At 74.2% G+C, this 26,645-nt stretch carries 14 protein-coding genes; 13 read left to right on the forward strand and 1 reads right to left on the reverse strand.

The window, feature by feature from the left end; genetic code table 11:
- Nucleotides 1-6 precede the first annotated feature (6 nt).
- Together ACGFYP_RS10210 and ACGFYP_RS10215 are read left to right on the forward strand one after the other, a co-directional pair.
- Nucleotides 7-174 (forward strand): hypothetical protein, encoded by a 168-nt coding sequence (locus ACGFYP_RS10210; protein ID WP_393488720.1) that lies wholly within the window; start codon nt 7-9, stop codon nt 172-174.
- A gap of 31 nt (nt 175-205) precedes the next feature.
- The gene (locus ACGFYP_RS10215) at nt 206-1,111 is read left to right on the forward strand and encodes a LysR family transcriptional regulator (RefSeq protein ID WP_361956610.1); all 906 of its coding nucleotides are present in this window, start codon (nt 206-208) and stop codon (nt 1,109-1,111) included.
- Between the two features lie 30 nt (nt 1,112-1,141).
- On the opposite strand, the gene ACGFYP_RS10220 is transcribed toward ACGFYP_RS10215, so the two are convergent.
- Nucleotides 1,142-2,179 carry an aspartate-semialdehyde dehydrogenase gene (locus tag ACGFYP_RS10220; RefSeq protein ID WP_393488722.1) on the reverse strand — a complete coding sequence of 346 codons (1,038 nt, stop codon included), beginning with the start codon at nt 2,177-2,179 and terminating at the stop codon, nt 1,142-1,144.
- A gap of 694 nt (nt 2,180-2,873) precedes the next feature.
- Between ACGFYP_RS10220 and ACGFYP_RS10225 the strand changes: the two genes are divergently transcribed.
- From ACGFYP_RS10225 to ACGFYP_RS10275, 11 genes are read left to right on the forward strand one after another with little or no spacing between them, the layout of a single operon-like run.
- Nucleotides 2,874-3,476, forward strand: coding sequence for an NADPH-dependent FMN reductase (locus tag ACGFYP_RS10225; RefSeq protein WP_393488724.1), 603 nt, complete (start codon nt 2,874-2,876; stop codon nt 3,474-3,476).
- The gene (locus ACGFYP_RS10230) at nt 3,473-4,360 is read left to right on the forward strand and encodes a thioesterase II family protein (protein ID WP_393488726.1); all 888 of its coding nucleotides are present in this window, start codon (nt 3,473-3,475) and stop codon (nt 4,358-4,360) included. The genes ACGFYP_RS10225 and ACGFYP_RS10230 overlap by 4 nt, the downstream gene beginning before the upstream one ends.
- Nucleotides 4,357-6,042: a condensation domain-containing protein gene (locus ACGFYP_RS10235; RefSeq protein ID WP_393488729.1), complete on the forward strand. Its 1,686-nt coding sequence runs from the start codon at nt 4,357-4,359 to the stop codon at nt 6,040-6,042. The genes ACGFYP_RS10230 and ACGFYP_RS10235 overlap by 4 nt, the downstream gene beginning before the upstream one ends.
- Complete coding sequence (locus ACGFYP_RS10240; RefSeq protein WP_393488731.1) at nt 6,032-7,978, forward strand: amino acid adenylation domain-containing protein; 1,947 nt, start codon at nt 6,032-6,034, stop codon at nt 7,976-7,978. Before ACGFYP_RS10235 ends, ACGFYP_RS10240 begins: the two co-directional genes overlap by 11 nt.
- Nucleotides 7,975-12,672 carry a beta-ketoacyl synthase N-terminal-like domain-containing protein gene (locus tag ACGFYP_RS10245; protein WP_393488733.1) on the forward strand — a complete coding sequence of 1,566 codons (4,698 nt, stop codon included), beginning with the start codon at nt 7,975-7,977 and terminating at the stop codon, nt 12,670-12,672. Before ACGFYP_RS10240 ends, ACGFYP_RS10245 begins: the two co-directional genes overlap by 4 nt.
- Before the next feature lie 2 nt (nt 12,673-12,674).
- The gene (locus ACGFYP_RS10250) at nt 12,675-13,949 is read left to right on the forward strand and encodes a MupA/Atu3671 family FMN-dependent luciferase-like monooxygenase (RefSeq protein ID WP_393488735.1); all 1,275 of its coding nucleotides are present in this window, start codon (nt 12,675-12,677) and stop codon (nt 13,947-13,949) included.
- A complete protein-coding gene (locus tag ACGFYP_RS10255; protein ID WP_393488738.1) occupies nt 13,946-18,043 on the forward strand; it encodes an amino acid adenylation domain-containing protein in 4,098 nt (1,365 codons plus the stop codon). The genes ACGFYP_RS10250 and ACGFYP_RS10255 overlap by 4 nt, the downstream gene beginning before the upstream one ends.
- Nucleotides 18,036-19,304: an MFS transporter gene (locus ACGFYP_RS10260; protein WP_393488740.1), complete on the forward strand. Its 1,269-nt coding sequence runs from the start codon at nt 18,036-18,038 to the stop codon at nt 19,302-19,304. The genes ACGFYP_RS10255 and ACGFYP_RS10260 overlap by 8 nt, the downstream gene beginning before the upstream one ends.
- The gene (locus ACGFYP_RS10265; protein WP_393488743.1) at nt 19,301-22,441 is read left to right on the forward strand and encodes a condensation domain-containing protein; all 3,141 of its coding nucleotides are present in this window, start codon (nt 19,301-19,303) and stop codon (nt 22,439-22,441) included. Before ACGFYP_RS10260 ends, ACGFYP_RS10265 begins: the two co-directional genes overlap by 4 nt.
- Nucleotides 22,438-24,027, forward strand: a complete 1,590-nt coding sequence (locus ACGFYP_RS10270; RefSeq protein ID WP_393488745.1) for an AMP-binding protein — start codon at nt 22,438-22,440, stop codon at nt 24,025-24,027. Before ACGFYP_RS10265 ends, ACGFYP_RS10270 begins: the two co-directional genes overlap by 4 nt.
- Complete coding sequence (locus ACGFYP_RS10275) at nt 24,024-26,645, forward strand: amino acid adenylation domain-containing protein (RefSeq protein WP_393488747.1); 2,622 nt, start codon at nt 24,024-24,026, stop codon at nt 26,643-26,645. The genes ACGFYP_RS10270 and ACGFYP_RS10275 overlap by 4 nt, the downstream gene beginning before the upstream one ends.

The following is a 26,645-nucleotide window of genomic DNA, read 5'->3' on the forward strand; positions in this document are numbered from 1 at the left end:
TTCGTCATGTTTCGCGTTCGTATGGTCCAGGCCGCCGCTTTCCTCGCCGTCACCGCCGCCGCGCTCCTCGCGCCCGCCGCCGTCGCGCAGGCCGACGCCCCGGTGCCGCCGCCGGCCGCGGCCGTGGTCACCGAGCCGGTCCAGGACGGCACCGAAGACATGGGCTGGCAGTGACCGCCCTGGTCGTTTCCGCGCGGGGCAGCGCATGGACCTGAAGCAGCTCACCACCTTCCACCGGGTCGCCACCATGCTCAGCTTCACCCGGGCCGCGGCGGATCTGAAGTACGCGCAGTCCAGCGTGACCGCCCAGGTCAAGAGCCTGGAGGTGGCGCTGGGCGTGGAGCTCTTCGAGCGGCTGCGGGGGCGCATCCGCCTCACGCCGGCCGGTGAACGGCTCGTTCCGTACGCGGAGCAGATCCTCTCCCTGGTCGAGGAGGCCCGGGACCGGACGACCGGCCAGGGGGAGCCGTCGGGGGTGCTCACCATCGGCACGATGGAGAGCTTCACCTCGTATCGGATGCCCCCCGTGCTCGAGTACTTCCACCACCGCTATCCGCGGCTCCAGCTCGCCCTACGGCCCAGTCTGTGCGCGGACACCTGCGAGTCCCTGCGGCAGGGCACCTTCGACCTCGGCTTCCTCATGGAGCCCGAGACCGAGCACCCCGGGGTCAGGACCGAGGTCCTGGGCTCCGAGCCGCTCGTCGCGGTCGCCGCGCCGGGCCACGTCCTCGCCGACACCCTCGACCTCTCCACCGCCGATCTGCGTACCGTGCCGATCCTGGCGCCCGAACCGGGCTGCTCGTACGGGGCGATGTTCGAGGCGGAGCTCAACGGCGGGGCCGCCGAGCCCGTGCCGCTGCTGCAGTTCGGCAACATCGAGTCCATCAAGCGCGGGGTCTCGGCCGGGCTCGGCATCAGTGTGCTGCCCGCGATGGCGGTGGCCGCCGAGGTCGAGGCGAAGTCGCTGACGGTCCTCGATTGGAAGGCGCCGTTCGAGGTGTACACCCAGATCGCCTGGCGGTACGGCCGCCGGCTCACGCACGAGATGCGGGTGTTCATCGACTGGACCATCCGGTTCATGGAGCAGGAACGGCCTCGGCCGGCCTGCTGAGGGGATGAAGGGACCTCTCGACGGCACGGCTCACAGCGCGCCGCGTGCCAGCAGTTCCTCCACGATCCGTACGGCGTCCAGCGCGCCCCCGACCCGGAGGTTGTCGGTGGCCAGCCACAGCCAGAAGCCGTCGGACGCGGTGGCCGCGACCCTGATCCGGCCCACATGGACGCGGTCCGGGTCGCCGAGGTCCGCCGGGGTGGGCGCCCCGGGGGAGTCGTGGACCGTGACCCCGGGCAACGCCCGCAGCAGGGCGACCAGTTCCGTACGGTCCACAGCCGCACGGCACTCCACCCACACCGCCGCGCCCTGCCCACCGACCACGGGGACCCGCACGCAGGTCGCCGTCACGTCGAGGCCGGGCAGGCCGAGGACCTTGCGGATCTCCTCGGTCAACTCCCGTTCCTGGCGGGTGGAACCGTCCTCCAGCGTGTCGCCGATGCCCGGCAGCACGTTGAAGGCGAGCGGCGGAGAGAACACCGCCGACACCGGCGTGGCCTGCGGGTCCTGCAGAACGGTCCGCGACCCGTCCTGGAGCTCCTCGATACCGGCGTGCCCCGCGTCCGACGCGCCCTGGTACGTACTGACCACGATCCGCCGGACCCCCCAACGGCGCTCCACGTCCCGGACCACCCGTACCACCGGGACCGCGGCCGCGCCGGGCACCGCGATCACCCCGCCGGGCGGGCGGCGGTCCAGCCGGTCCGCGTCGAGTTCCGTGACGACGAGCGGGGTGTCCGGCGCCGTCCGGAAGGCCGAGGTGCTGTCGACGACCAGCGCGCCGTGCGCCACGGCGACCGGGACCCACGCGCGGCTGACGTCGGCGCCCGCGCAGAAGAACGCGACGTCCACGGAGCGGAAGTCGAAGCCGGCGAGGTCGGCGACCCGGTGGTCGTGGCCGTCGACGCGGATCGTCCGGCCCGCCGAGCGCGCGGAGGCCACCAGGTGCAGCTGCCGGTACGGCAGCCCGCGGTCCTCGATGAGTTCGAGCAGGGTCCCTCCCACCGCGCCCGTCGCGCCGACGACGGCGATACGGGGGGCGGCGGCCGGGGCATCGGCCTGGAGCATGGGCTTCTCGGATCCGCTAGGCAGGGGCGCCGCAGCCTCACCGGCCGCCGCTTCCCGGGCAGGAGGAGGAGGCGGCGGCGGTCGGCTGCGCGGCCGTGGGATCCGGAGGGCGACCCTGTGGGAGTACGTGCCGGACACACGGCAGTGGGGCGGGGCGCGATCGGCGCCGGTTCGATCATCGGGGTCATCGGGGGGCTCGGCAATGGGTGCCCGTACGGGCATCTTCGATGGCTCCCATCAGTGGGAACGATCGGGTCTGTCCGTTGTCGAGCCGCTGTCGACGTCGATCGGGAAGCCGCTGACGCGCCCGACCGAGAAGTCACCGACGCACCCGACCTCGCACCCGACCGAGAAGTCACCGACGCACCCGACCTCGAAGCCGCCGACGGACCCGCCAACGGACTCGCCCTCGAACCCGCCGTCGGAGCCGACCTCGAACCCGCCCTCGACCCCGACCTCCTACCCGCCCTCGAACGCGTCATCGGAAAGTCCGAATCCCGGCATCGGAACTCCCGTCTGGCGAGCGTTGACCGGCACGTGGGCTTGGCGAAGGCTGTGGCCGGTCTTGATCGGTCGGAGGGGTCGATCGGACGGGTCGGCCGCAGGGGGCGGTCGGCCGGATCGGTCGGCCGGAGGGCCGAGGGGGCGACCAGCCCTCGGGGAGTCGGACCGCACCACGCGAAACGGGGAGTTCATGCTGCATGCCGTGAAGGTCGTCGGAATCGGGGGGTCCTCCCGGCCCGGCTCGACGGCGGAGCTGGGTCTTCGGGTGGTCCTCGCGGAGGCCGCCCGGCTGGGCGCGGAGGTCAGCCTCGTCGGCGGTGCCGACCTGGTCATGCCGCTGTACGACCCGAGGGCGGCGAGCTGCCCGCCGCCGGCGCGACGGCTGCTCGACGAGATCGCCTCCGCGGACGGGGTGGTCCTGGCCAGCCCCGCGTACCACGGCACGGTGTCCGGGCTGCTGAAGAACGCCCTGGACCACACCGAGGAGCTACGGGACGACGCCCGGCCCTACCTGTCCGGCCGGGCGGTCGGCTGCCTCTCCGTCGGCATGGGCTGGCAGGGGGCGGTGACCACGCTCGCCGCGCTCCGGGACATCGTGCACGCCCTGCGCGGCTGGACCACGCCGCTCGGGGTGGCGGTCAACAGCGCGACCGCCGGTTTCGGCCCCGACGGGCAGTGCGACGACCCGCACATCCAGCGGCAGCTCACCGCGATGGCCGGCCAGGTCGTCGAGTTCGCCGAGGCGCGCCGGGCCCATCAGGCGCTCCGGGCCGAGGCGGTGGCCACCCGATGACCGGTACCGCCGACTCCCACTGTCCCGACGCCGACTCCCACTGTCCCGACGGCGTGCACGGTCCGGGCGACCATGCTCACCGTTCCGGCGACGCCCACCGTCCGGCGGCCCTCCCCTCCACCCCCTGGATCCGCTGCTTCCACCCGAAGCCCGCCGCCCGGCACACCCTGGTCTGCTTCCCGCACGCGGGCGGTGCGGCCAGTTACTACTTCGACCTCTCCGCCGCCCTCGACCCGGACATCGAGATGCTCGTCGTCCAGTACCCGGGCCGTGAGAACCGCCTCTTCGAGGAGCCCGCCGCCACCGTGGCCGAGTTGGCGGACGGTGTGTTCGAGGCGCTGAGCCCCCGGTTGCCGCGGCGGCCGGCCTTCTTCGGGCACAGCATGGGCGGGGTCATCGCCTTCGAGGTCGCCCGCCGCCTGGAGCGGGCCGGCGCCCTCGCCCCGCACGCCCTCGTCCCCTCGGCGAGCTCCGCGCCCTCGGTCCGTACGGAACGAATGCCCGCCTCCCCCGCGGAGGAGGAGAGCGACGACGCCGTCCTCGCCCGCGTCATGGGCCTCGGCGGTACGCGGGAGAACGTGGGCCAGGACCCCGAGTTGATGCGGCTCGTCCTCCCGGCGATCCGGGCCGACCTGCGCGCCCTGGAGGCCTACCGGGCCGCCGAGGGGGCGGTCGTCGGCTGCCCGGTCACCGTCTTCGTGGCCGATGCCGACCCCGACGTACCGCCGGCCGAGGCGGACGCGTGGGCCGCCCACACCACCGCGGAGGCCGAGGTCCACCTCTTCGAGGGCGACCACTTCTATCTGGGGTCCCTGCCCCCGAGGTTCCTCGCCCTGCTCCAGGACGCCGTTCGCCACTCTCGCACCGGGGTTTCACACGCATGACTGCCATGGGATTCGTCGAGGAAGAACTCGCCCAGATGTGGGCCGAGCTGCTGCACACCACCACCGCCGACGTGACGCTCGACGCGGACTGGCGCGCCCTCGGCGGCCGGGCGCCCGCCGTCCAGCTGCTCGCCGACCGGATCGACGACGAACTCGGCGTGCACGTCGAGCCGGAGGCCCTCGCGGTCGCTGCCACCCTGGAGGGGATGGCCAAGCTCGTACGGGACGCCATGGCCGCGCGGACCGCCGCCGTCAGGACCGCCCCGGTCGCCACGGGGCCCGCGGCATCACGCGCCGAGGACCGGCCGAAGCGTCCCGTGCTGTCGTTCGCGCAGCAGCGCCTGTGGTTCATGCAGCAGATCGACCCCGACACCACGCTCTACAACGTGCCGACCGTGCTCCGGATGCGCGGCGCCCTCGACCGGGACCGGCTCCGCCGCGCCCTGCGCGCGCTCGTCGCCCGGCACGAGGTGCTCCGCACCACCTACGAGGCGCCCTCCGGGATCCCGCACCAGGTCGTCGCGGAACCGTACGCGGCAGCAGGTGTGTTCGACCTGCCGTACCTGCCCTACACCGACCTCTCCGGCGCCGCCGACCCCTCGGCCGAGGCGGCGCGCCTCGCCGCCGAGGAGGGCCGGTGGGTCTTCGACCTCGCCGCCGCCCCGCCCGTGCGGGCCAGGCTGCTCGGGGTCGCGGCCGACGAGCACCTGCTCGTGGTGACGTTCCATCACATCGCCGTCGACGGCTGGTCGGTGGAGATCTTCTTCCGCGAACTCGGCCTGCTGTACGGCGACGAGGGCGCCGGGACCGTCCCCGCCCTGCACTACGCCGACTTCGCCGCCTGGCAGCGCGAGTGGCTCCAGGGCGATGTCCTGGAGGCGCTCACCACCCACTGGCGGGCGGTGCTCGGCGAGGACCCGCAGGCCCTCGCCGTACCCACCGACCGGCCCCGGCCCCGGGGACGCTCCTTCCGGGGGGCCGTCGTCACCCGCGAGCTCGGGCCCGAACTCACCGCCCGAATACGGCGGTTCGGCCGGTCCGAGCGGGTCACGCTCAACATGACCCTGCTCGCCGGTTTCCAGGCGCTCCTCGCGGGCTGGTCGGGGGCCGAGGACATCACCGTCGGCACACCGGTCTCGGGGCGCACCAGGCCGGAGCTCCAGGAGCTCGTCGGCTGCCTGATCAACATGGTCCCGGTCCGGGTCCGGGTGGACGGGAACCCCGACTTCCGGGGGCTGCTCGCCCGTACCCGTACCGCGCTGATCGACGCCTCCGCCCACCAGGACCTCCCCTTCGACAAGCTGGTCGAGGCCCTGGTCTCCCGGCGCAGCCGCGACTTCCTGCCCGTGTTCCGGGTGATGTTCAGCTTCCTGAAGGAGCAGTCAGAGCCGGTCTTCCCCGGCCTCGACCACTGCGCCCTGGACCTCACGGGGCCCCAGGACACCGCCAAGTACGACCTCAGCCTCTACGCGCAGGAGAGCGGCGCGGGCGTCGCGCTGACCCTCGAATACGACACCGATCTCTTCGGACCGGACACCCCGGCCGAGCTGCTGGCCGCCTACGAGCAGGCGCTGGACGACGCGACGACCTTCCCGGGCACACCGGTCCTGGAGCTCGACGCGGTCCGGTTCCGGGCGTCCGGCTCCGACGGCTCTGAGAGGAACACCCACCGTGACCGTTGACGCAGTGCCCACGGCAGGGCCGGGCGGCACCATCGACGCCCGGTTCGCACGGCAGGCGGCCGAGCGGGGCGACGCGATCGCCGTGACCGGCACCGACGGCCGGCTGACCTACCGGCAACTCGACGGGGCCGCCAACCGCCTCGCCCACCATCTGCGGAGCCTCGGCGTCGGCCCCGAAGTTCCCGTCGCCGTCTGCATGGAGCGCACCACGTCCCTGGTGACGGCGCTGCTCGCGGTGCTCAAGGCCGGTGGCGCGTACGTGCCGCTGGACCCGGCGAGCCCCGACGACCGGATCGCCTTCACCCTCGCGGACGCCGGGGCCACGGTCCTGGTGACCGACCGGGCCGGGCGCGGCCTGCCCGTCGCCCACACCGTGGTGACCGGCACCGAAGGCCCCAGCCCCGACGGAACCGGCACCACCGGCACCGACCTCTCCGCGTACCCCGACACCGCGCCCGAGGCGCCCGGCACCGGTCCGAACAGCCTGGCGTACGTCATCTACACCAGCGGCTCGACCGGCACCCCCAAGGGCGTCATGGTCGAGCACCGCAACGTCACCGGCCTCCTCGACGGCACACGCCGCCACTTCGGGTTCGGGCCCGACGACGTGTGGTCGATGTTCGCCTCCGCCGCGTTCGACGTGTCGGTCTGGGAGACGTGGGGCGCCCTCCTGCACGGCGGCCGGCTCGTCGTCGTACCGGAGGAGACCCGGCGCGCCCCGCAGGAGCTCCACGCGCTGCTGCACCGCGAGCGGGTCACCGTCCTGAACCAGACGCCCGCCGCCTTCCGCCAGCTGATCCGGTACGAGCAGGAGGCGCGGCCCACCGCCCTGGACGCGCTGCGGCTCGTGGTGTTCGCGGGGGAGGCGCTGCCGCCCGAGATGCTCCGGCCGTGGATCGCCCGCTACGGCGACGACCGGCCGGAACTGGTCAACATGTACGGGATCACCGAGACCACCGTGCACACCACCTACCGCCGGATGACCTCGGCCGACCTCGACGCCGGGGCCGGCAGCGTGATCGGTGGCGCCTTCGACGGCTGGACCATGACCGTCGCCGCGCCCGACGGCACCGAGGCGCCGGCCGGTGAGGCGGGCGAGCTGTTCGTCGGCGGCGCCGGAGTGGCCCGCGGCTACCTGGGCCGCCCCGCGCTCACCGCCGAGCGGTTCCTGCCCGACCCGGACGCGACGGTGCCCGGCGCCCGCCGCTACCGCTCCGGCGACAGCGCCCGGCGCACCGCCGACGGCGACCACACCTACCTGGGCCGCCTGGACCACCAGGTCAAGGTGCGTGGCTACCGCATCGAGCTCGGCGAGATCGAGAACACGCTCACCCGGCACGCCGCCGTCCGCGACTGCGTGGTGACCGTCGACGAGGACTCCGTCGGCGAGCCGCGCCTGGTGGCGTACTGGGTGCCGGCCTCCCCGGCCTCCACCGCCTCCCCGGCCTCCACCGCCTCCCCGGCCTCCCCGGACGCCGTCGCCGGCGTCGACGGCACGGGCACGGTCGAGCTGCGCGAGCACCTGGCCCTCACCCTGCCCGCCTACATGCTGCCCAACGTCTTCGTCGCCCTCGACCGGCTGCCGCTGACCCTCAACGGCAAGGTCGACCGCCGCGCCCTGCCCGCGCCGGAGGCCGTCCGCCCCGACCTGGGCGGCGGGTTCGAGGCGGCCGGTACGCCCGTCGAGAAGGCCCTCTCGGAGATCTGGGCCGAGGTGCTCTCGGTCGACCGGGTAGGGCTCGACGACGACTTCTTCGACCTCGGCGGGCACTCGATGCTCGCGACCCAGGTGGTGGCCCGCACCAAGGAGCAGTTCGGGGTCGCCGCGACGCTACGGCTCTTCTTCGACCGGCCGACGGTACGCGAACTCGCGGAGGCCGTCGACGAGCTGATCGCCGCACAGTCCATCAACCACCCGCACGGGGAGAACGCATGACGCACGAGACGGAACTGCCGCTGCCCGAGCAGTCCGTGGCCATCATCGGGATGAGCGGCAGATTCCCCGGAGCCGGCGACGTCGACGCCCTGTGGCGCATGGTGGCGGCGGGCGAGGAGGGCCGCCGCGACTACTCCGACGAGGAGCTGACCGCCGCCGGGGTGCCCGAGCGGCTGCTCGCCGACCCGGCCTTCGTGAAGGCGGGCTTCCCGCTCGACGGGTTCGACCGCTTCGAGGCCGACTTCTTCGGCGTCACCCGGTCCGAGGCCGAACTGATGGACCCGCAGCACCGGTTGCTCCTGGAGACCGCCTGGCAGGCCCTGGAGCGGGCCGGCTACCCGGCGGGCACCTTCGAGGGCCGCACCGGCGTCTTCGCGGGCACCTCCGGCAGCGGCTACCTGCGGGAGCGGATCGACGGCTCCGGCGACTCCGGCGGTGACGGGCGGATCTCCGACGAGATCCAGGTCGCCATCGGCAACGACCCCGGCATGCTCGCGCTGCGCGTCTCGTACAAGCTCGGTCTGACAGGCCCCAGCTTCACCGTGCAGAGCGCCTGCTCCTCCTCACTGGTCGGCGTGCACCTGGCGGTGCAGTCGCTGCTGAGCCGCGAGTCCGACCTGGCGCTCGCCGGCGGTGTGGCGGTACGGGAGTTCGAGCCGGGCGGCTACCGGTACGAGGAGGGCGCGATCCTCTCCACGGACGGCCGATGCCGGCCGTTCGACGCCGACGCCTCCGGCACGGTCTCCGGCGACGGCGTCGCCGTGGTCGTCCTGAAGCGGCTCGAGGACGCGGTCGCCGACGGCGACCACATCCACGCCGTGATCCGCGGCTCGGCCGTCAACAACGACGGCTCCGCCAAGATCGGTTTCACCGCGCCGTCCGCGCAGGGCCAGGCCGAGGTCATCGCCGAGGCCCTGGCCGTCGCCGACGTCGAGCCCGGCACGATCCAGTACGTCGAGGCGCACGGCACCGCCACCCCGCTCGGCGACCCCATCGAAGTGCAGGCGCTCAACGAGGTGTTCGGGCCCGACGCGGCGGCCGGAACGGTCCACCTGGGTTCGGTGAAGTCCAACATCGGCCACCTCGACGCGGCGGCCGGTGTCGCCGGTCTGATCAAGGCCGCGCTCGCCCTGGAGCAGCGTTTCGTCCCGCCGACCGCGCACTTCCGCGCCCCCAACCCCCGACTCGCCCTCGACAAGGGCCCCTTCAAGGTCAGCGGCGAGGGGACCCCGTGGCCCGCGACGGCCGGCGGCACACCGCCGCGCGCCGGGGTGAGCGCCTTCGGCATCGGCGGAACCAACGCGCACGTGGTCCTGGAGGCCGCGCCCACCGCTCCCCCTCGGGCGGCGGACGCCTCCGGCGACTGGCAGGTGCTTCCGCTGTCGGCGCGTACGCCCGAGGCACTGGCGACGGCCGCCGAGCGCCTCGCGGACGCGCTCACCGCCACGGACGTGGCGCTCGCGGACGCCGCCCACACGCTGCAGGTGGGCCGCGCCGAACTGCCCCACCGCCGGGCCGTCGTGGCCGACAGCCGGGAGGACGCGGCCGCCGCGCTCCGTCAGGTCAAGGCGGGCGCGGTCGCGGGCAGGGACGACGCGGCGCCCGCCGTCGTCTTCCTCTTCCCGGGCCAGGGTGCCCAGTACCCGGGCATGGGCGCGGACCTGTACCGCACCGAGCCGGTCTTCCGCGAGGCGTTCGACGCGTGCGCCGAACTCCTCCTGCCCCAGCTGGGCTGGGACGTCAGGGAGGTGGCGTTCGCCGCCGACGGCGAGGAGAGCAGGGAGCGGCTGCGGCAGACGCTCTACACCCAGCCGACCGTCTTCGCCCTCGACTACGCCACCGCGCGGCTGCTCCTCTCCTGGGGGATCCGCCCGGACGCGATGACCGGCCACAGCCTCGGCGAGTACGTGTCGGCCTGTCTGGCCGGGGTGTTCGGTCTGGAGGACATCCTGCGGGTGGTCGCCCGGCGCGCGCAGCTGATGCAGGACCTCGCACCCGGCCGGATGCTGTCCGTGCTCCTCGACGAGGAGACGCTCACCCGGGCCCTGGACGGCCGGGCGACGATCGCCGCCGTCAACGGGCCCGGCTCCTGCGTGGTCGCCGGTACGCCCGAGGAGGTCGCCGAGGCCCGCCGCGTCCTGGAGGCCCAGGGCGTGTCCGTACGGGAGCTCGAGACCTCGCACGCCTTCCACACCGCGCTTGTCGAACCGGCCCTGCCCGGCCTGGAGGAGGTGCTGCGCTCGGTCACCCTGAACGCGCCGCGCACCCCGTTCCTCTCCAACGTCACCGGCACCTGGATCACCGACGAGCAGGCCACCGACCCGGCGTACTGGGTCGCCCACACCCGTCGCGCGGTGCGCTTCTCCGACGGCATCGCGGCCCTCGCCCAGCGCGGCCCGACGGTGTTCGTCGAGGCGGGACCGGGCAGCCAGCTCGGCGGCCTGGTCAAGACCCACACGGAGCACGGGCCCGTCGTCACCCTGCTGCGCAAGCCGCGGGCGGGTGCGGAGGCGCGCCCCGAGGGCCGTGGCGTCCGCGAGGGCCTGGCCGAGCTGTGGAGCCACGGCGTGCCGGTCGACTGGGCGGCGCTGCACACCGGTCAGGACCGCCGTCGGGTGCCGCTGCCCGGCCATCCCTTCGAGGGCCGGAGCTTCCTGCTGCCCAAGGCGGCCGCGGCGAGCACCGTGCGGACCGACCCGTCGAGGTGGACCTACGCCCCGGTCTGGCACCGCGCCCCCGCGCCCGCCGCCCCCGAGGGGAAGGCGCCCGCGGCCTCCTGGCTGCTCCTTGCCGACGGCCGCGGCCTCACCGACGGGTGGGCCGACGCGCTGCGCGAGCGCGGCGAGAGCGTCACCGAGGTGCGCAAGGCCGCCGCGTACGCCCGTACCTCGGTGCACGGCTACGAGGCCGACCCGGCGAACCCCGAGCACCTGGGCCGGATCCTCAAGGAGCTGCGCCAGGACGGGCTGAGCCCGGACCGGATCCTGCACGCCTGGGCGGTCACGGACGCGGAGGACACGACCGGGCGACCGGCGCCCGAGCGCCACGCGAGCGGGCGACCGGCAGCGGAGCACCACGCGAGCCTGCGACCGGCAGCGGAGCACCACGCGAGCCTGCGACCGGCGGCCGAGCGTCACGCGCACGGCATGGCCGTCGGCTTCCACAGCCTGGTCTCGCTGGCCCAGGCGCTCGGCGAGAGCGGCACCGACACCCCCGTACGCATCGACGTGCTCACCGACCACCTCCAGGACGCGCACGGCACGCCAGTGACGCACCCGGAGCGGGCCGCCCTGTACGGCGCGGTGACCGTGCTGCCGCAGGAGTACGCCTGGCTGAGCTGCCGGTCCATCGACGTCGGCCCGCCGGAGGACGCCGCCGCGCGGACCCGGCTCACGGCGCAGCTGACCGCCGAACTGGCCGGGCCCGGCACCGAACCGCTCGTCGCCTACCGGGGCGCGCAGCGGCTGACCCGCGCGTTCGCGCCGGTCGAGCTGGCCCCCGTGCCCGTCGAGCGGGCCTGGAAGGCCGGCGGCGGGTACCTGGTCACCGGCGCCTCGGGGGAGGCCGGGCTCGGCTTCGCCGAGCAGCTCGCGGAGGCGGGCGCCCGTCTGGTGCTCGTCGGCGACCCGGCGTTCCCGGCCCCCGCCGACTGGCCCGGCCTGCCCGCGGGCCCCGAGCGGGACCGCGCCGGGCGGCTCGCCGCGCTGCGCGCCGCCCACCCGGACGCCGTCACCTACCGGTCCGCCGACCTGGCGGACCCGGACGAGGCACGCCGGACCGTCGAGGAGGCCCGTGCCCTGCTCGGTGCCGTCGACGGCGTCCTGCACTGCGCGGACGCGCGGGGCACCGGCCTGGTGGCGCTCAAGACGCGCGAGGACTTCGAGACCGTGCTCGGCGCGCGGATCCGCTCGACGCTGCTCCTCGACGAGCTGCTCGCCGACGACGACCTCGACTTCTTCCTGGCGGGCTCGGCGACCACGGGCATCGTCGGCGGCTTCGGCCAGGCCGACAACTGCGCGGCCGCCGCCTTCCTGGACGCCTTCGCGGCCGCCGCATCGGCCGAGGGGCGGAACGCCGTGACCCTCGACTGGGCGCAGTGGGAGTGGGACGACTGGTTCGAGCGGCAGATGGCCGGACTGCCCGAGGTGCGCGAGCTGTACGAGCGGCTGCGCCGCAGCCAGGGCATCCCGGTCGCGGACGGCCTGGCGCTCGCCCGCGCCGCGCTGGCCGGCGGGCTGCCGCAGCTGGTGGTCTCCCGGGCCGACTTCCAGGACGTCCTCGCCGACCAGCAGGGGCTGACCGCGACCTCGTTCACCGACGCCCTGGGCAGCGGTCGGGCCGAGGACAGCGACTGGGACCCGGCGACGGTCTGGCCGGACGACGAACTGGCCCAGTCGGTGGCGCGCGTGTGGCAGGAGATGCTCGGCGCGGCCCCGATCGGCCCGGACGACGACTTCTACGACCTGGGCGGCAACTCGCTGTTCGCCATCCAGATCGTGGGCCGGCTGCGGCAGGCGCACGGCGACTTCCCGATGAGCGCCGTCTTCGAGGCGCCCACCGTTCCCGGGCTCGCGGCGGCGATCCGCGCCCACCAGGCCGAGTCCATCGGCCTGGACGAGTTCGAGGCGATGCTGCGCGAGGTCGAAGCCCTCTCCGCCGCCGAGGCCGAACAGAAGCTGAAGGGTGAGCGCTGACCATGGCTGACGACACGAACACCGAGACCCGGAAGGCGCAGGCGCGGGCGCTTCAGGAGCGGCTGGCCTCGCTGACCCCCGAGCAGCGGGCGGTCCTGGAGCGCTCGATGCGCGAGCGGGGCCTCAAGGGGCCCGCGGGCGTGGACACGGGGGAGAGGTCGGCCGCGGGGCGGCAGGCCGCCGCCCCGCGCCGGACCCGCCGCGACGGCAGCGTCATGGAGTTCAGCCTGTTCTTCTTCTCCGGCGACGGCACCGCCGCGGGTCCCGGGAAGTACGACCTGCTGATGGAGAGCGCCCGGTACGGCGACGCCAACGGCTTCGCCGGGATCTGGGTGCCCGAGCGGCACTTCGTGGACTTCGGCGGGCTCTACCCGAACCCGTCCGTCCTGGCCGCCGCCATCGCCGTACAGACCGAGCGGATCCAGATCCGTGCGGGCAGCTGCGTCCTGCCCCTGCACCACCCCGTGCGGGTGGCCGAGGAGTGGGCGGTCGTCGACAACCTCTCCGGCGGGCGGGCCGCGCTCTCCGCCGCGTCCGGCTGGCACCCCGACGACTTCCTCCTCGCCCCCGGCGACGGGCAGGCGCGCTACCCGCGCCGCAAGGAGGAGATGTTCGAGGCGATCGGGACGATCCAGCGGCTGTGGGCGGGTGAGAACGTCGAACTGCCGCGCGCCGACGGCTCCTTGCAGTCCGTACGCACCCTGCCGCGCCCCCTGCAGCCCGAACTGCCCGTGTGGGTGTCGGCGCAGGGCAGCCCCGAGACGTTCGTCAAGGCCGGTGAGGCAGGCGCGTACCTGCTGACCGGGCTCGTCGCCCAGCGGCCCGCCGATCTGAAGGACAAGATCGCGGCCTACCGCGAGGCGCTCGTCGGCGCCGGGCACGACCCGCGCCGCGCCAAGGTCACCGCGATGGTGCACACCTTCCTGGACGCCGACGAGGACACCGCACGGGAGATCGTGCGGAAGCCGCTGACCGACTACCTGAAGACCTTCCTGGCCCAGCAGGACAGCTTCGGCAGCGAGTACTCCAAGCTCTCCGAGGCCGAGCGGGACGTGATGCTCAACGCCACCTTCGAGCGCTACTTCGACTCCCTCGCGCTCCTCGGCACGCCCGACAAGTGCGAGTCCCTCGTCGAGGACCTCGTCGACATCGGCGTCGACGAGGTGGCCTGTCTGGTCGACTTCGGCCTCGGCAACGACCAGGTCCTGAAGGGCCTGGAACACCTCACCGAACTCAAGAACCGGTACCGGGCCACGCCCGAAGGAGAGCAGTCGTGACCGAACTCGCCAACCGGCTGGCCGGCCTCACCCCCGCCCAGCGGGCCCTGCTCGACAAGAAGATGCGCGAGCGCACCCAGGCCCCCGCGACGCTCGCGCCCGTTCCGAGACGCAGCGGCGGCAACCGGATCCCGCTCACCGTGGACCAGGAACGCATCTGGCTCATCCACCAGTTCGACACCGAGGACCCGCTCTACAACGTCTACTTCACGTCCAAGCTCCACGGCGAGCTCGACCGGGACGCCCTGCAGCGCGCCACGGACGCCTTCGTACAGCGCCACGAGGCGATGCGGACCACCTTCGAGCAGGACGGCCACGCGCCCGTCCAGGTCGTCCACGACTCCATGACGGTGCCCGTCCGCCACGTCGACCTGCGGTCCGTCCCCGCCGACGAGCGGGACGCGGAGCTGGCGCGCCTGGCCACCGAGGAGATGCGGGCCCCGTTCGACCTGGTCGAGGGGCCCCTCCTGCGGATCGCGATGCTGCGGACCGCCGACGAGGAGCACGTGCTCCTCGGCACCGTCGACCACCTGGTCTGGGACCGCGGCTCGATGGGCCTCTTCAACGCCGAGTTCGCCGAGTTCTACACGGCGTTCGCCACCGGCCGCGAGCCGAAGCTGCCCGAGATCGAGCTGCACTACGCGGACTACTCCGAGTGGCAGCCGCAGTGGCTGCGCGAGGAGGTCGCCCACAAGCACCTGCCGTACTGGAAGAAGCAGCTCGCCGGCTCCGAACTGGTCCTGGAACTCCCCACCGACCGGCCCCGCCCGCCGCTGATGACCTCCAACGGCGCCCGCTACCAGTTCCCGCTGACCCCGGAGCTGACGCAGGCGATCCGCGACCTCGCCAAGGGCGAGGACGTCACCGTCAACATCGTGCTCCTCGCGGCCTGGCAGACACTGCTCGCCCGGCTCAGCGGCCAGGAGGACGTCGTCGTCGGCACGACCTCCTCGACCCGGAGCAGGCCCGAGACCGAGCCGATGGTCGGCTACTTCCTCACCATGCTGCCGCTGCGGACCACGGTCGCGCCCTCGATGACCGTGCGCGAGCTGCTCCAGGCGACCCGCTCCACCATGCTGGGCGCCTTCGACCACCACGACATCCCGTTCGGCACCCTCCTGGACGAGCTCGACCTCGTACGGGACCCCAGCCGCACGCCGATCTACCAGGCGTCCTTCATCCTCGTGGACTTCCTCCACGAGGAGCCGCCGCCGATGGCCGGGCTGCGCGTCGAGGAGCTGATGCTCGACAACGCCACCGCCAAGGACGACGTGATGCTCGGGTTCCTCGACGACCCGGCGCTCGCCGCCGACCACCTCCACGGCCTCTTCGAGTACAACACCGACCTGTTCGACGAGTCCACGATGGCCCGGATGGCCCGGCAGGTCGTCCGCGTCCTGGAGCAGATGACCGAGGACGCCGGACGCACCGTCCGCGACCTGTCCCTGGTCGACGCCGCCGAGGCGCACACCCTCCTCGTCGAGTGGAACGACACCGCGGCCGAGCGCGAGCCCGGTCTCTGCCTGGAGGACCTGGTGGGCCGGCAGGCCGCCGCCACCCCCGACGCCGTCGCCGTCTCCTGCGGGGCGGAGCAGCTGACGTACGCCGAACTCCTCGACCGCAGCGGCCGCTTGTCCTCCCACCTCCAGGCCAGGGGCGTGACGCGGGAGACCGTCGTCGGCGTCTGCCTGGAGCGCTCGGTGGACCTCGTGGTCGCGCTGCTCGCCGTGCTGAGATCGGGCGGCGCCTATCTGCCCCTCGACGCCGGCTACCCGGCGCAGCGGCTCGCGGACATGACGGGGGACGCGGGCGCCGCGTTCCTGCTGACCCGCTCCGGGCTGCTCGACGCGCTGACGGAGTGCCCCGGCGAACGCGTCCTCCTGGACACCGACGCCGAGGCGATCGCCGCCGCGCCCGCCACCCCGGCCGCGCCCGCCTCCGGCGAGGACCGGCTCGCGTACGTCATCTACACCTCGGGCTCCACCGGCCGCCCCAAGGGCGTCGAGGTCACCCACCGCAACCTGGTCAACCTGCTGCTCGCGATGGCCCGGGAGACCGGGCTCGCCCCGGGCGACACCCTCGCCGCCGTCACGCCCGTCACCTTCGACATCGCGGGCCTGGAGCTGTACGCGCCGCTGATCAGCGGGGCACGCGTGCACATCGTCACCAAGGAGCAGGCCGTCGACGGCCGGCGTCTCGCCGAGCTGATCGGCGAGAGCGACGCCACCGTCATGCAGGCCACGCCCGCCACCTGGCACCTCCTCGTCGAGGCCGGCTGGCGAAACGACGGCTCGCTGCGGGTCCTGGTCGGAGGCGAGGCACTGCCCCCGTCCCTCGCCGAGCGGCTCGTGGCCGGGCCGGGCCACACCTGGAACGTGTACGGCCCCACCGAGACCACCATCTGGTCCACCTTCCGGCGCCTGGACAGCGGCACCGAGCAGATCTCCATCGGCCGCCCGCTGGACAACACCCAGGTGTACGTCCTCGACGAGCGCCTCGCGCCCGTGCCGGTCGGCATGCCCGGCGACCTGTACATCGGCGGCACCGGCGTGGCCCGCGGCTACCGGGGCCGCCCCGGACTGACCGCCGAGCGGTTCGTGCCCGACCCGTTCGGCACGACCCCGGGCGCCCGCCTCTACTTCACCGGCGACAAGGCGCGGCTGCGCGAGGACGGCACGCTCGTCTTCCTCGGCCGGAACGACGGCCAGATCAAGCTGCGCGGCTTCCGCATCGAACTGGGCGAGATCGAGGCCCGGTTGGAGGAGCACCCGGCGGTGCGCCGCGCGGTCGCCCTGGTCCGCGAGGACCGGCCGGGCGACAAGCGGCTGACCGGCTACGTCGAGAGCGCCGACGGGACGGTCACCGCCGAGCAGCTGCGCGAGCACCTGCGCGGCACGCTGCCCGACTACATGGTCCCCGCCGCGATCGTCCGCCTGGAGACCTTCCCGCTGAACACCAGCGGCAAGATCGACCGGCGCGCTCTTCCCGCCCCGGCCGTCGAGCGGGACGCGGCGAGCTACGTCGCGCCGCGCGACGCCGTCGAGCTGGAGGTCGCCCACATCTGGGAGGAGGTCCTCGGGGTCTCCCCGATCGGCCTCCACGACCGCTTCTTCGACCTGGGCGGCCACTCCCTGCTCGTCCTGCGCCTGATGGCCGAGATCGAGAAGCGGTTCGGGCAGCAGCTGCCGATGGCCGCGATCTTCCAGGGCGCCACCGTCGACCGCTTCGCGCGCATGCTGCGCGAGGGCTACCGGGCCGAGACCGGAGTGCACCTGGTGGAGCTCGGCTCCGGCACGGGCACCGGCTCCCCGGTGTTCTTCGCCCACCCGGCCGGCAGCGAGGTCGTCTGCTACCTGCCGTTCGCCGAACTGGTCGAGCCCGTCGGCCGGCCCTTGTACGCGCTGGCCTGCCCGCCGCCGGTCGAAGGGAAGCTGCCGTTCGACGGCTTCGGCGACCGCGCCGCCCAGTTCGCCGCCCTGATCCGCGAGACCCAGCCGGAGGGCCCTTACACGCTGGCCGGCTGGTGCTACGGCGGCGCCAACGCCTTCGCCGTGGCGGGGGAGTTGGAGAAAGAGGGCGCAGAGGTGTCCGTCGTCATGATGGACGCGCACGCGCCCGCCGTGGTCGAACCCGGCTCCGAGCCCGACCCGGCCGAGATCGTCGAGGCCATCGCCGCCAACCTCCAGTGGGACTACGGCGACCGGCTCAAGCCGCTCGCCGAACTCCGGACCATGGACACCGAGGAGCACCTCGACTACCTGCTCGACATCGCCCGCGCCTCCGGCTACGTGCCGCCGGACGCCGGCCAGGAGCAGATCCGGGACATCCACACCCTGTGGGTGGCGAACCTGCGGCTGATGTGGAACTTCCGGCCCGCGCCCGTCAAGGGCAGGGTCACCCTGATCCGCGCCGCCGAGGAGACCTGGGACCTGGCCTCGTCCTGGCGGGAGCTGACCGGGCAGAGCTTCGACGTCCGCGAGGTCGCCGGAAACCACTACACGATGATGCGCCACCCCCACATCGAGGGCGTCGCCACCGTGCTCAACGACGTACTGAACACCGGCACGCCCGGTGACGGAGGCGACCATGCTTGAGCTCCTGAAGGACCGTACGTACATCCGCTACTGGCTGGCGGTGGTCGCCTCCTTCCTCGGTGACGCCATCACGAAGATCACCCTGATCTACGTCGTAGCCACCGAGACCGACGACCCGGTTCTCTACGTGTCGCTCGTCGTCATCGCGCAGCTGCTGCCCTTCGGGCTGCTCGGCGCCTTCGTCGGGCCGCTCGCCGACCGGCTGCCGGCCCGGCTCCTCATGGTCGGCTCCGACCTGGTCCGGATCGTCCTGGTCCTCGCGATGATCGTCGTACGGGACTCCCCGCTGATCCTGCTGGTGCTGATCCTGCTCAGCGGCATCGCCAAGGCCTTCTTCGAGACGGCGCGCATCACGGCGATCCCGCTGATCGTGCGCGGGCACAGCATCCCGACCGCGGTCGCCCTGTTCCAGTCCACCAACCACACGCTGAACCTGATCGGCCCGGCCCTGGGCGGACTGCTCATCGCCTTCGGCAGCGTCACCGTCGTCTTCGTCCTCGACGCCGCGACGTTCGCGATCTCCGCCGTCCTCCTCGCCAGCATGGCCGTGCTGCGGGAGGTGCCCGTGAAGGGCGCCGACAGCGGGCGCGAGGGGTACTGGAAGTCGCTGCGCACCGGGGTCTCCGGGGTGCTCGCCGTCCCGTCGCTGAAGTTCCTCGCCATCGTCATGGTCCCGGTGATGCTGGTCCTCGGCCTGTTCACCACCAACCTCAACTCCCAGCTCCTGAACGTCTTCGAGCTGCCCGCCACCAGCTTCGGCCTCGCGCAGGCCGGGTTCGGCGCGGGCAGCGTCATCGGCGCGCTGACCGGGCCGCCGCTGGTCCGCCGCTTCTCCGACCGCAAGCTGCTCATCGGCTCGATCGTGCTGTTCGGCGCCTCGCTGCTGCTGCTCGCCCCCACCGGGGCGGTCTGGGACGCCACCGACCGGGGCGCGCTCGGCCTGGTCGTCGTCCTGGCGTGGTGCCTGGTCGCGGGGCTCGGCTCCGGGCTCTTCCAGGTGCCCGTCGCCAACACGCTGCTCAGCGACCTCCCGGAGGAGCTGCGCGGCCGCGGGGTCGGCCTGCTCAACGCCCTGATGGTCAACTTCACCGTCGTCGGCGTCGTGGTGGGCGGTCTGCTCGCCGGTCTCGTGGGCATCGCGGGCTCGATCGTGTGGGCCGGCGGCGTCCTGGTGGCCGCCTCGCTCGTCCTCCTCGTCCCGGCGCTGCGCGGCGGCTCCGGCGACACGGCGGGCGTGCCGGAAGCGGAGGCCGTCAAGTGAGACCGCGCCACCTTCCGCTCAGCCCCGCGCAGCGGCGGCTGTGGGCCCTCGGCCGGCTCCGGCCCGGCGACCCGTTCTTCAGCATCCCCTTCGCCGTCACCGTCGAAGGCCCGCTCGACGTCGCCGCGCTGCGGCAGGCCCTGGACGCCCTCGTCCTGCGGCACGACGCCCTGCGGGTCCGGATCGCGCGGGACGCCGACGGGGAGCCCGTCCAGGAGATCGGCGCCCCGCCGGCCCTGGAGACGGACCCCGTCGAGGTGACGGAGGAGGCGGCGGCCCAGCTCGCCGACGCCTTCGCCGCCACCCCCTTCGACCTCGACGGCGGCCCGCTGCTGCGGGTGCGGCTGCTGCGCCTCGGCGCGGAACGGCACCAACTCCTCGTCGGCGTCCACCACATCGTCTTCGACGGCGCCTCACTGGAGCTCTTCACCACCGAACTCGCCGCCCTGTACGGAGCGTTCGCGCAGGGCCACGAGCCGGCCAAGGCTCTGCCCCGGCCCGCCGGCGGGTACGCGGAGTTCCTCGCCCGGCGCACCGCCGAGGACGAGCAGGCACGCGCCGAGCGCCTCGCCTACTGGACGAAGCGCCTCGCCGGCGCCCCCGACCTGCTCGAACTCCCCCTCTCCGGGCCCCGCGCGGCCCGTGCGGGGCAGCGGGGCGGCCGGGTCACCGTCTCCGTACCGGAGTCGGTGGTCGAGCCGCTGCGGCGCCTCGCCCGTACGAAGCGCGCCAGCCTCTTCATGGTCCTGAAGGCCGCCGTCGACGTGGTGCTCAGCCAGTACGGCGGCACCGACGTGCTCACCGGCATGGCCCTCTCCGGCCGGGACACCACCGACAGCGCCGGCGTCGTCGGCTACCTCACCCGGCCCGTGGTGCTGCGCGGAGACCTCTCCGACGACGCGGAGTTCACCGACCTCGTCGGCCGGGTGCGCGGCGACCTGCTCGACGCCCTCGACCACCCCGACCTGCTCGTCGACGAGGTCATGGACGAGCTCGGGCTCGGCCGCGATCCCAGCTACCACCCGCTCTACCAGGTCATGTACACGCACGCGCCCGCCGCGACCGTGCACGAGGCCGCAGGCGCCCGGATCCGCGCGGCCGAGCTGCGGCTGCCGACCATGAAGACCGACCTGGCGATCGACACGATCGAGACCGACGAGGGCCTTCTCGCCCTCGTCGACTTCCGCACCGACCTCTTCGAGCCGGCCACCGCCGAACTGCTCCTGGCGCGGCTGCGGACCGTCCTGGAGCGGATCGGCGCGGACCCGCGCGCCAGGGTCTCCGCCCTGCTGCGCACCGAGGCCCCGGCGCCCACGGAGGCGTACGAGGACGAGAGCCGACTGCACGACCTGGTGGCCGAGCAGATCGCCCGCACCCCCGACGCGGTCGCCGTGACCGCGGGGACGCGCGGCTGGACCTACCGCGAACTCGACGAGGCGGCCGACCGGGTGGCCGCCGCCCTGCGGGCGCGCGGGACAGGACCGGAGACCCCGGTCGGGGTCTGCGTGCCGCCGTCCTTCGCGCTTGCCGCGGCGCAGCTGGGCGTGGTCAGGGCGGGCGGCGTCTGCGTCCCGCTCGACCCCGCGCTGCCCGCCTTCCTGCTGCGGCTCGCCGTCGACGACGCGGGTCTGCGGACGGTCCTCGCGGACGCGTTCTCCGGTGCGCTCTTCGACCACACCCGGGTCGAGGTCCTGGACGTGGAGGACCTTCCCCACGACCCGACGGACCTGCCCCCTCCCGTACGCGTACAGGCGCGCAACGCCGCCTGGATCCTGCGGACATCGGGGGTCACCGGAGAGCCGCGCGCGGTCGTCGCCGAGCACCGCAACCTGGTGTCCCGGCTGCGCTGGGCCCACCGGGAACTGCCCGCGGACGCGCTGGACGCGGTGGCCCTGCTCGCCCCGCCCGACTCTCCGGCCGCCTTCCTGGAACTGTTCGGCCCGCTGACCCGCGGCGGCCGTGCGGTCGTCCCGACCGGCCGCGACGAGGCCACCGTCCTCGCCGTACCCGCCGAGCTGTTCACGGGCGGCGGCCGTTCCACCACCGTCCTGACCCACGGCGAGCCCCTGTTCCCGAGGGCGCTCGACGCCGGGCGGGAGCTGTACCAGCTGTACACGTCCGCCGAGACGGCCGGCCCCGTGCTCGCGGGACCGGCCGAGGCCCACGGCGCGGTGGGCTTCGGCCCCGTTCCCCTCGGCCTCCCGGCCGGGGCGAGCGCGTACGTCCTCGACAGGTTCGGCGCGCCGGCCGTGCCCGGCGCCCTGGGCGAGCTGCACATCGGCGGACCGGCCGTCACCCGGGGCTACCTGGACCGGCCGAGCCGTACCGCCGAGCGCTACCTGCCCGACCCGTTCGCCGCCGAGCCCGGCGCCCGGATGTACGCCACCGGCGACCTCGCGCGCCAACTGCCCGACGGACGCTTCGTGTTCGCTGGGCGGGCCGCCGACCGCGCCCGCGCCCGGGGCGTCCGGGTGGCCGCCGTCGACGTCGAGGCGGCGCTGCTCGCCCATCCCGACGTGGTGCGCGCCCAGGTCCTCGTGGACCCGGCCGACGGCACCCTGGGCGCGGCCGTCGCGGCGCGGACCGGCAGCGGCCTGACCGCCGACGCCCTCCGCACCCATCTGCGCGACCTGGCCCCCGGGTACCTGATGCCCGCCCGGCTGCACGTGGTCGACGCGCTGCCGCTGCTGCCCGCAGGCCGCCCCGACCGGGAGCGGACCGCGGCGCTGCTCGCCGAGGCCGCCGAGCGGGCCGGGCGGGCGGCCGAGGACGCCGAGGCGCGGCCGGTGAGCGACACCGAGCGGACCGTCGCCGCCGCCTGGGAGCACGTCCTCGGACGGGCCGTCGGTCCGGCCGAGAACTTCTTCGACGTCGGCGGCAACTCCCTTCTGCTGATCCGGCTCCGCGACCGGCTCCACACCGACCTGGGCCGGGACGTCGACGTGGTGGACCTCTTCCGCCACTCCACCGTCCGCGCCATGGCCGCGCTCCTCGGGGCCCGGATCCCGCACCAGCCGTCCGCATCAGAGGCCTCCGCCACGGAGCGCGCCCACGGCAGAGCGCAGGCCCGCGCCGAGGCCATGCGCGCCCGCGGCCGCACCCGCCCGACCGGTACACCGACAGCGAGGAACCGATGAACCAGCGGCAACCACGCACGCTCTACCAGCTGTTCGAGGAATCGGCGCTGCGTCACCCGGACCTTCCCGCCCTGGAGATCGGCGACGAGGTCCTCACCTACGGCGAACTGCGGGCCCTCGCCCTCACCCTCGCCGACCGCATCGCCCGCAAGCACGGCTCGCTGCCCACCCGGGTGGCCCTGGCGGCGCACCGTACCGTCGCCGCGTACGCCGGCTACCTGGCGGTCCAGCGGCTCGGCGCGGGCGTCGTCCCGCTGAACCCCGACTACCCCGAGCAGCGCAACCTCGACATCGCCCAGCGGGCCGGCGCCGAGGTGGCCCTCGTGGCGGGCAGGACCGCAGAGCTGTTCGCGCGGCTGCCCGAGCGGCACCGGCCGACCGTCCTCGAACTCGACGAGGCGGAGCGCGCCGAGGGCGCCGCCGTGGACGTGCTGGAGCGGTCCCTGCCGGCCGTGCCCACGGACGTCGACCGCGAGGCGTACCTGCTGTTCACCTCCGGCTCGACCGGCCAGCCCAAGGGGGTGCCGATCCGGCACCGGCACGCCGCGGCGTACCTCGCGCACACCATCGCGCGGTACGAGGTCGCGCCGGGCGCCCGGCTCACCCAGACCTTCGGCCTGACCTTCGACGCGCACCTCTTCGACCTGTTCGGGACGTGGGGCGGCGGCGGGACGCTGGTCGTGCCGCTCGCCGCCGACCTGTTCCGGCCCGTCGACTTCATCGTGGAGCGGCGGCTCACCCACTGGTTCTCGGTGCCGTCGGTGGTCCGTGAGGCGCAGCGGCTCGGCAACCTTCCGCCGGGCCGCGCGGTCACCCTCAAGCACAGCATGTTCGGTGCGGAGCCGGTCACCGCCCAGCACGCGGAGCTGTGGCGGGCGGTCGCCCCGCACGCGCGGATCCACAACGTGTACGGGCCCACCGAGCTGACGGTCTGCTGCACCAACCACGGCCTGGACGGCGACAGTTCGCAGTGGCCGGCCTTCTCCAACGGCACCGTCCCCATCGGCGTCGCCTTCCCGGAGATGGAACTCGTGCTGCTCGACGAGGACGGTCTTCCCGCCGACGAGGGCGAGCTGTGCGCGCGCGGACCGCAGCGCTTCGACGGCTATCTCGACCCGCGCGAGAACGCCGGCCGGTTCCTCTCGTACGAGGAGGGCGCGGGCCCCGCCGTCGGTTACGACGGCCGTACGGAGCTGACCGACCGCCACTGGTACCGCACCGGCGACCGGGTCCGCCGCGAGAACGGGCTCCTCGTGCACTGCGGCCGCCTCGACCAGCAGGTCAAGGTGCGGGGCTTCCGCGTTGAGCTGGGCGAGGTCGAGGCGGCGATGCACCGCCACCCGTACGTCATCGACGCCGCCGTGCTCGCCCTGCCGGGCGCGGACGGCGAGACGGAACTGCTCGCGGCCTACGCGGGCCGCGAGGTGGAGCCCGCACGGTTCGACGCGTGGCTGCGGGAGGTGCTGCCGCTGCACATGGTGCCCGGCACCCTCACGCACCTGGCCGGCGGGCTCCCGCTCAACGACAACGGCAAGACGGACCGCAAGGCACTGGCGCGGATCCTCGGCACCTCGGAGGGGTCATGACCGACGCGCTGGAGTACTGGCGTACCGAACTGGCGGGCCTGGAGCCGCTGGAGCTGCCCACGGACCGGCCGCGTACCGCGGACCGCACCGCCGCCACGGTCCACGTCGACCATGTCGACCGCGAGGTCCCGGACGTCACCGCCCGGGCGTTGCGCAAGGCCGCCGCCGAGTACGGCACCGGGCTGCCCGCCGTCCTGCTGGCCGCCTACCAGGTGCTGCTGGGGCAGTGGTCCCGGACGCGCGACCTCGCGGTGGGCGTGCCCGGCGCGGGCGGCTCGGACGGCGCGGTCGGCGCGGTCGGCTCCGACAGTTCCGACGGCTCCGGCGGTTCCTTCGCGGTCGTACGGGCGGACCTGACCGGCGACCCCGCCTTCGGCGCGCTCGCGGCGGCGGCGGACGCGGCCCTCGCACGCGGCAGGGAGGCGGCGCCGCCGCTCGCCCTCCTCGCCTCGGAGCCGTCCCTCGGCGCCGACACGAGCCGCCACCCGCTGGTCCAGGCGCTGTTCACGGACACCGTCGAAGCCCACACGGGCCGGGGCTGCCCGCCTGACCTGGTGCTCGGGCACGAGGACAGGGACGCGCGGCTCACCGTCCGCGTCGGGTACGCCACCGACCTGTTCGACGCCGCGAGCGCCGAGCGGTTCGCCGGGAACTACCTCACGCTGCTCACGACGATCGCCGAGACCCCGGACACGGCCCTGAGCGGCCTCGACCCGCTGACCGCCGCCGAGCGCGCGCACCTGCTCGCCGACCGGGGCGTCGGCAGGACCGGCCTCTCCACGGGTCCCGGCGTGGCCGAACTCGTCGCCGCGCAGGCGGGACGGACCCCCGACGCCGTCGCCGTCGTCTTCGGCGCGCAGGAGGTCACGTACGGGGAGCTCGACGCCCGCGCCGACCGTCTCGCGCACCACCTGCGCGGTCTCGGCGCAGGCCCGGACGTGCCCGTCGCGGTCTGCCTGGAGCGCGGCCCCGAGCTGATCGTGGCGCTGCTCGCGGTGCTCAGATCGGGCTCGGCGTACGTACCGCTCGACCCGCACCACCCCGTCGACCGGCTCCGGTTCGTCCTGGCGGACACGGCCGCGCCGGTCGTCGTCACCCAGGAGTCGCTGCGCGAGAAGCTGTCCGCCGGCGCCGCCGACGCGCCGCGTACCGTCGTCGCCGTCGACACCGACCGCGCGGCGATCGCCGCCGCCGAAGCCGGTGGACCGACGGCGGACGCCGGACCCGAGCACCTCGCGTACGTCCTCTACACCTCCGGCTCCACCGGCACCCCCAAGGGCGTCGCCGTCACCCGGGGCGGCTTCCTCACCCTGCTCCACGGGATGCGCGAGACGTTCCCCGCGCCCGCGTGCGAGCGGGTGCTCTTCACCACCTCGGCGACGTTCGACATCGCCGGCGTGGAGGTGTTCCTGCCGCTGATCACCGGCGGCCGGATCGTCGGGGCGACCCAGGACCAGATCCACACGCCCCACGCCCTCGTGGAGCTGATCGACCGGCACGCGGTCACCCTCGTCCAGGCCACCCCGTCCGCCCTGCGGCCGCTCCTCGACGCCCTCGGCGACCGGCCGCGCGCCCTGGAGATCTTCGCCGCGGGCGAGGCGCTGCCGGCCGAGCTCGCCGCGCGGATGCTCCGCGTCGCCACCCGCGTCCTCAACGGCTACGGCCCGACGGAGACCACCGTCTACGCCTCCGTCGCCGAGATCACCGGCACCGACGGTGTCATCCCCATCGGGCGCCCGACGGCGGGCACCGCGCTGTACGTCGTCGACGACACGGACCGCCCGGTCCCCGTCGGCGTACCCGGCGAACTCCTCGTCGGCGGTGCCGGCGTGGCCCGCGGCTACCTGGGGCGCGAGGACCTGACCGCCGAGCGGTTCGGCGCGAACCCCTTCGCCGAGGGGCGGCTGTACCGCACCGGCGACCTGGTGCGCTGGCTGCCCGGAGGCGAACTGGAGTTTCTCGGCCGCCTCGACCACCAGGTCAAGGTGCGCGGCTTCCGCATCGAACTCGGCGAGATCGAGGCCGCGTTGCTGGCCCATGCCGACGTCGAGACGTGTGTCGTCACCGTCCGCGAGGACGCCCCCGCCGACTCGTCCGCCGCCCCCGCCGCCCCCGCCGCCCCCGCCGCCCCCGCCGCCCCCGGCGAGAAGGCGCTCGTGGCGTACGTCGTCCCGGTGCCCGGCACGGCCCCCGGCATCGGGGCGCTGCGCGACTGGTGCGGACGGACCCTGCCCGGCTACATGGTGCCCGGCGTGTACGTCTTCCTCGACCGGCTGCCGCTCACCACCAGCGGCAAGACCGACCGGACGGCGCTGCCCGCGCCCGACGGTGAACGCACCGGCCTGGAGGCCGAGTTCGTGGCGCCACGCACCCCCGCGGAGCGGGCGGTGGCCCGGACGTTCGGCGAGGCGCTGTGGGTCGACGAGGTCGGCGTGCACGACGACTTCTTCGACCTGGGCGGCGACTCGCTGACCGCGACCCGGGTGGCGCTCGCCCTCCAGGTGGAGTTCGGCCTGGAGATCCCCGTGCGCGCCCTGTTCACCCATTCCACCGTCGAGTCGCTGGCGCGGGCGCTGACCGCCGCGCGTCGCGCCGGCGCCTTCCCGGCCGGAGGCTGA

The sequence above is a fragment of the Streptomyces sp. NPDC048370 genome (assembly GCF_043200825.1).
Taxonomy (GTDB): Bacteria; Actinomycetota; Actinomycetes; order Streptomycetales; family Streptomycetaceae; genus Streptomyces.

Excerpts from the sequence above, each read along its gene's own strand:
- ACGFYP_RS10215 (WP_361956610.1), top strand. The coding sequence starts at position 206 with ATGGACCTGAAGCAGCTCACCACCTTCCACCGGGTCGCCACCATGCTC.
- ACGFYP_RS10220 (WP_393488722.1), bottom strand. The coding sequence starts at position 2,179 with ATGCTCCAGGCCGATGCCCCGGCCGCCGCCCCCCGTATCGCCGTCGTC.
- ACGFYP_RS10270 (WP_393488745.1), top strand. The coding sequence starts at position 22,438 with ATGAACCAGCGGCAACCACGCACGCTCTACCAGCTGTTCGAGGAATCG.
- ACGFYP_RS10235 (WP_393488729.1), top strand. The coding sequence starts at position 4,357 with ATGACTGCCATGGGATTCGTCGAGGAAGAACTCGCCCAGATGTGGGCC.
- ACGFYP_RS10250 (WP_393488735.1), top strand. The coding sequence starts at position 12,675 with ATGGCTGACGACACGAACACCGAGACCCGGAAGGCGCAGGCGCGGGCG.
- ACGFYP_RS10210 (WP_393488720.1), top strand. The coding sequence starts at position 7 with ATGTTTCGCGTTCGTATGGTCCAGGCCGCCGCTTTCCTCGCCGTCACC.
- ACGFYP_RS10245 (WP_393488733.1), top strand. The coding sequence starts at position 7,975 with ATGACGCACGAGACGGAACTGCCGCTGCCCGAGCAGTCCGTGGCCATC.
- ACGFYP_RS10275 (WP_393488747.1), top strand. The coding sequence starts at position 24,024 with ATGACCGACGCGCTGGAGTACTGGCGTACCGAACTGGCGGGCCTGGAG.
- ACGFYP_RS10230 (WP_393488726.1), top strand. The coding sequence starts at position 3,473 with ATGACCGGTACCGCCGACTCCCACTGTCCCGACGCCGACTCCCACTGT.
- ACGFYP_RS10260 (WP_393488740.1), top strand. The coding sequence starts at position 18,036 with ATGCTTGAGCTCCTGAAGGACCGTACGTACATCCGCTACTGGCTGGCG.
- ACGFYP_RS10225 (WP_393488724.1), top strand. The coding sequence starts at position 2,874 with ATGCTGCATGCCGTGAAGGTCGTCGGAATCGGGGGGTCCTCCCGGCCC.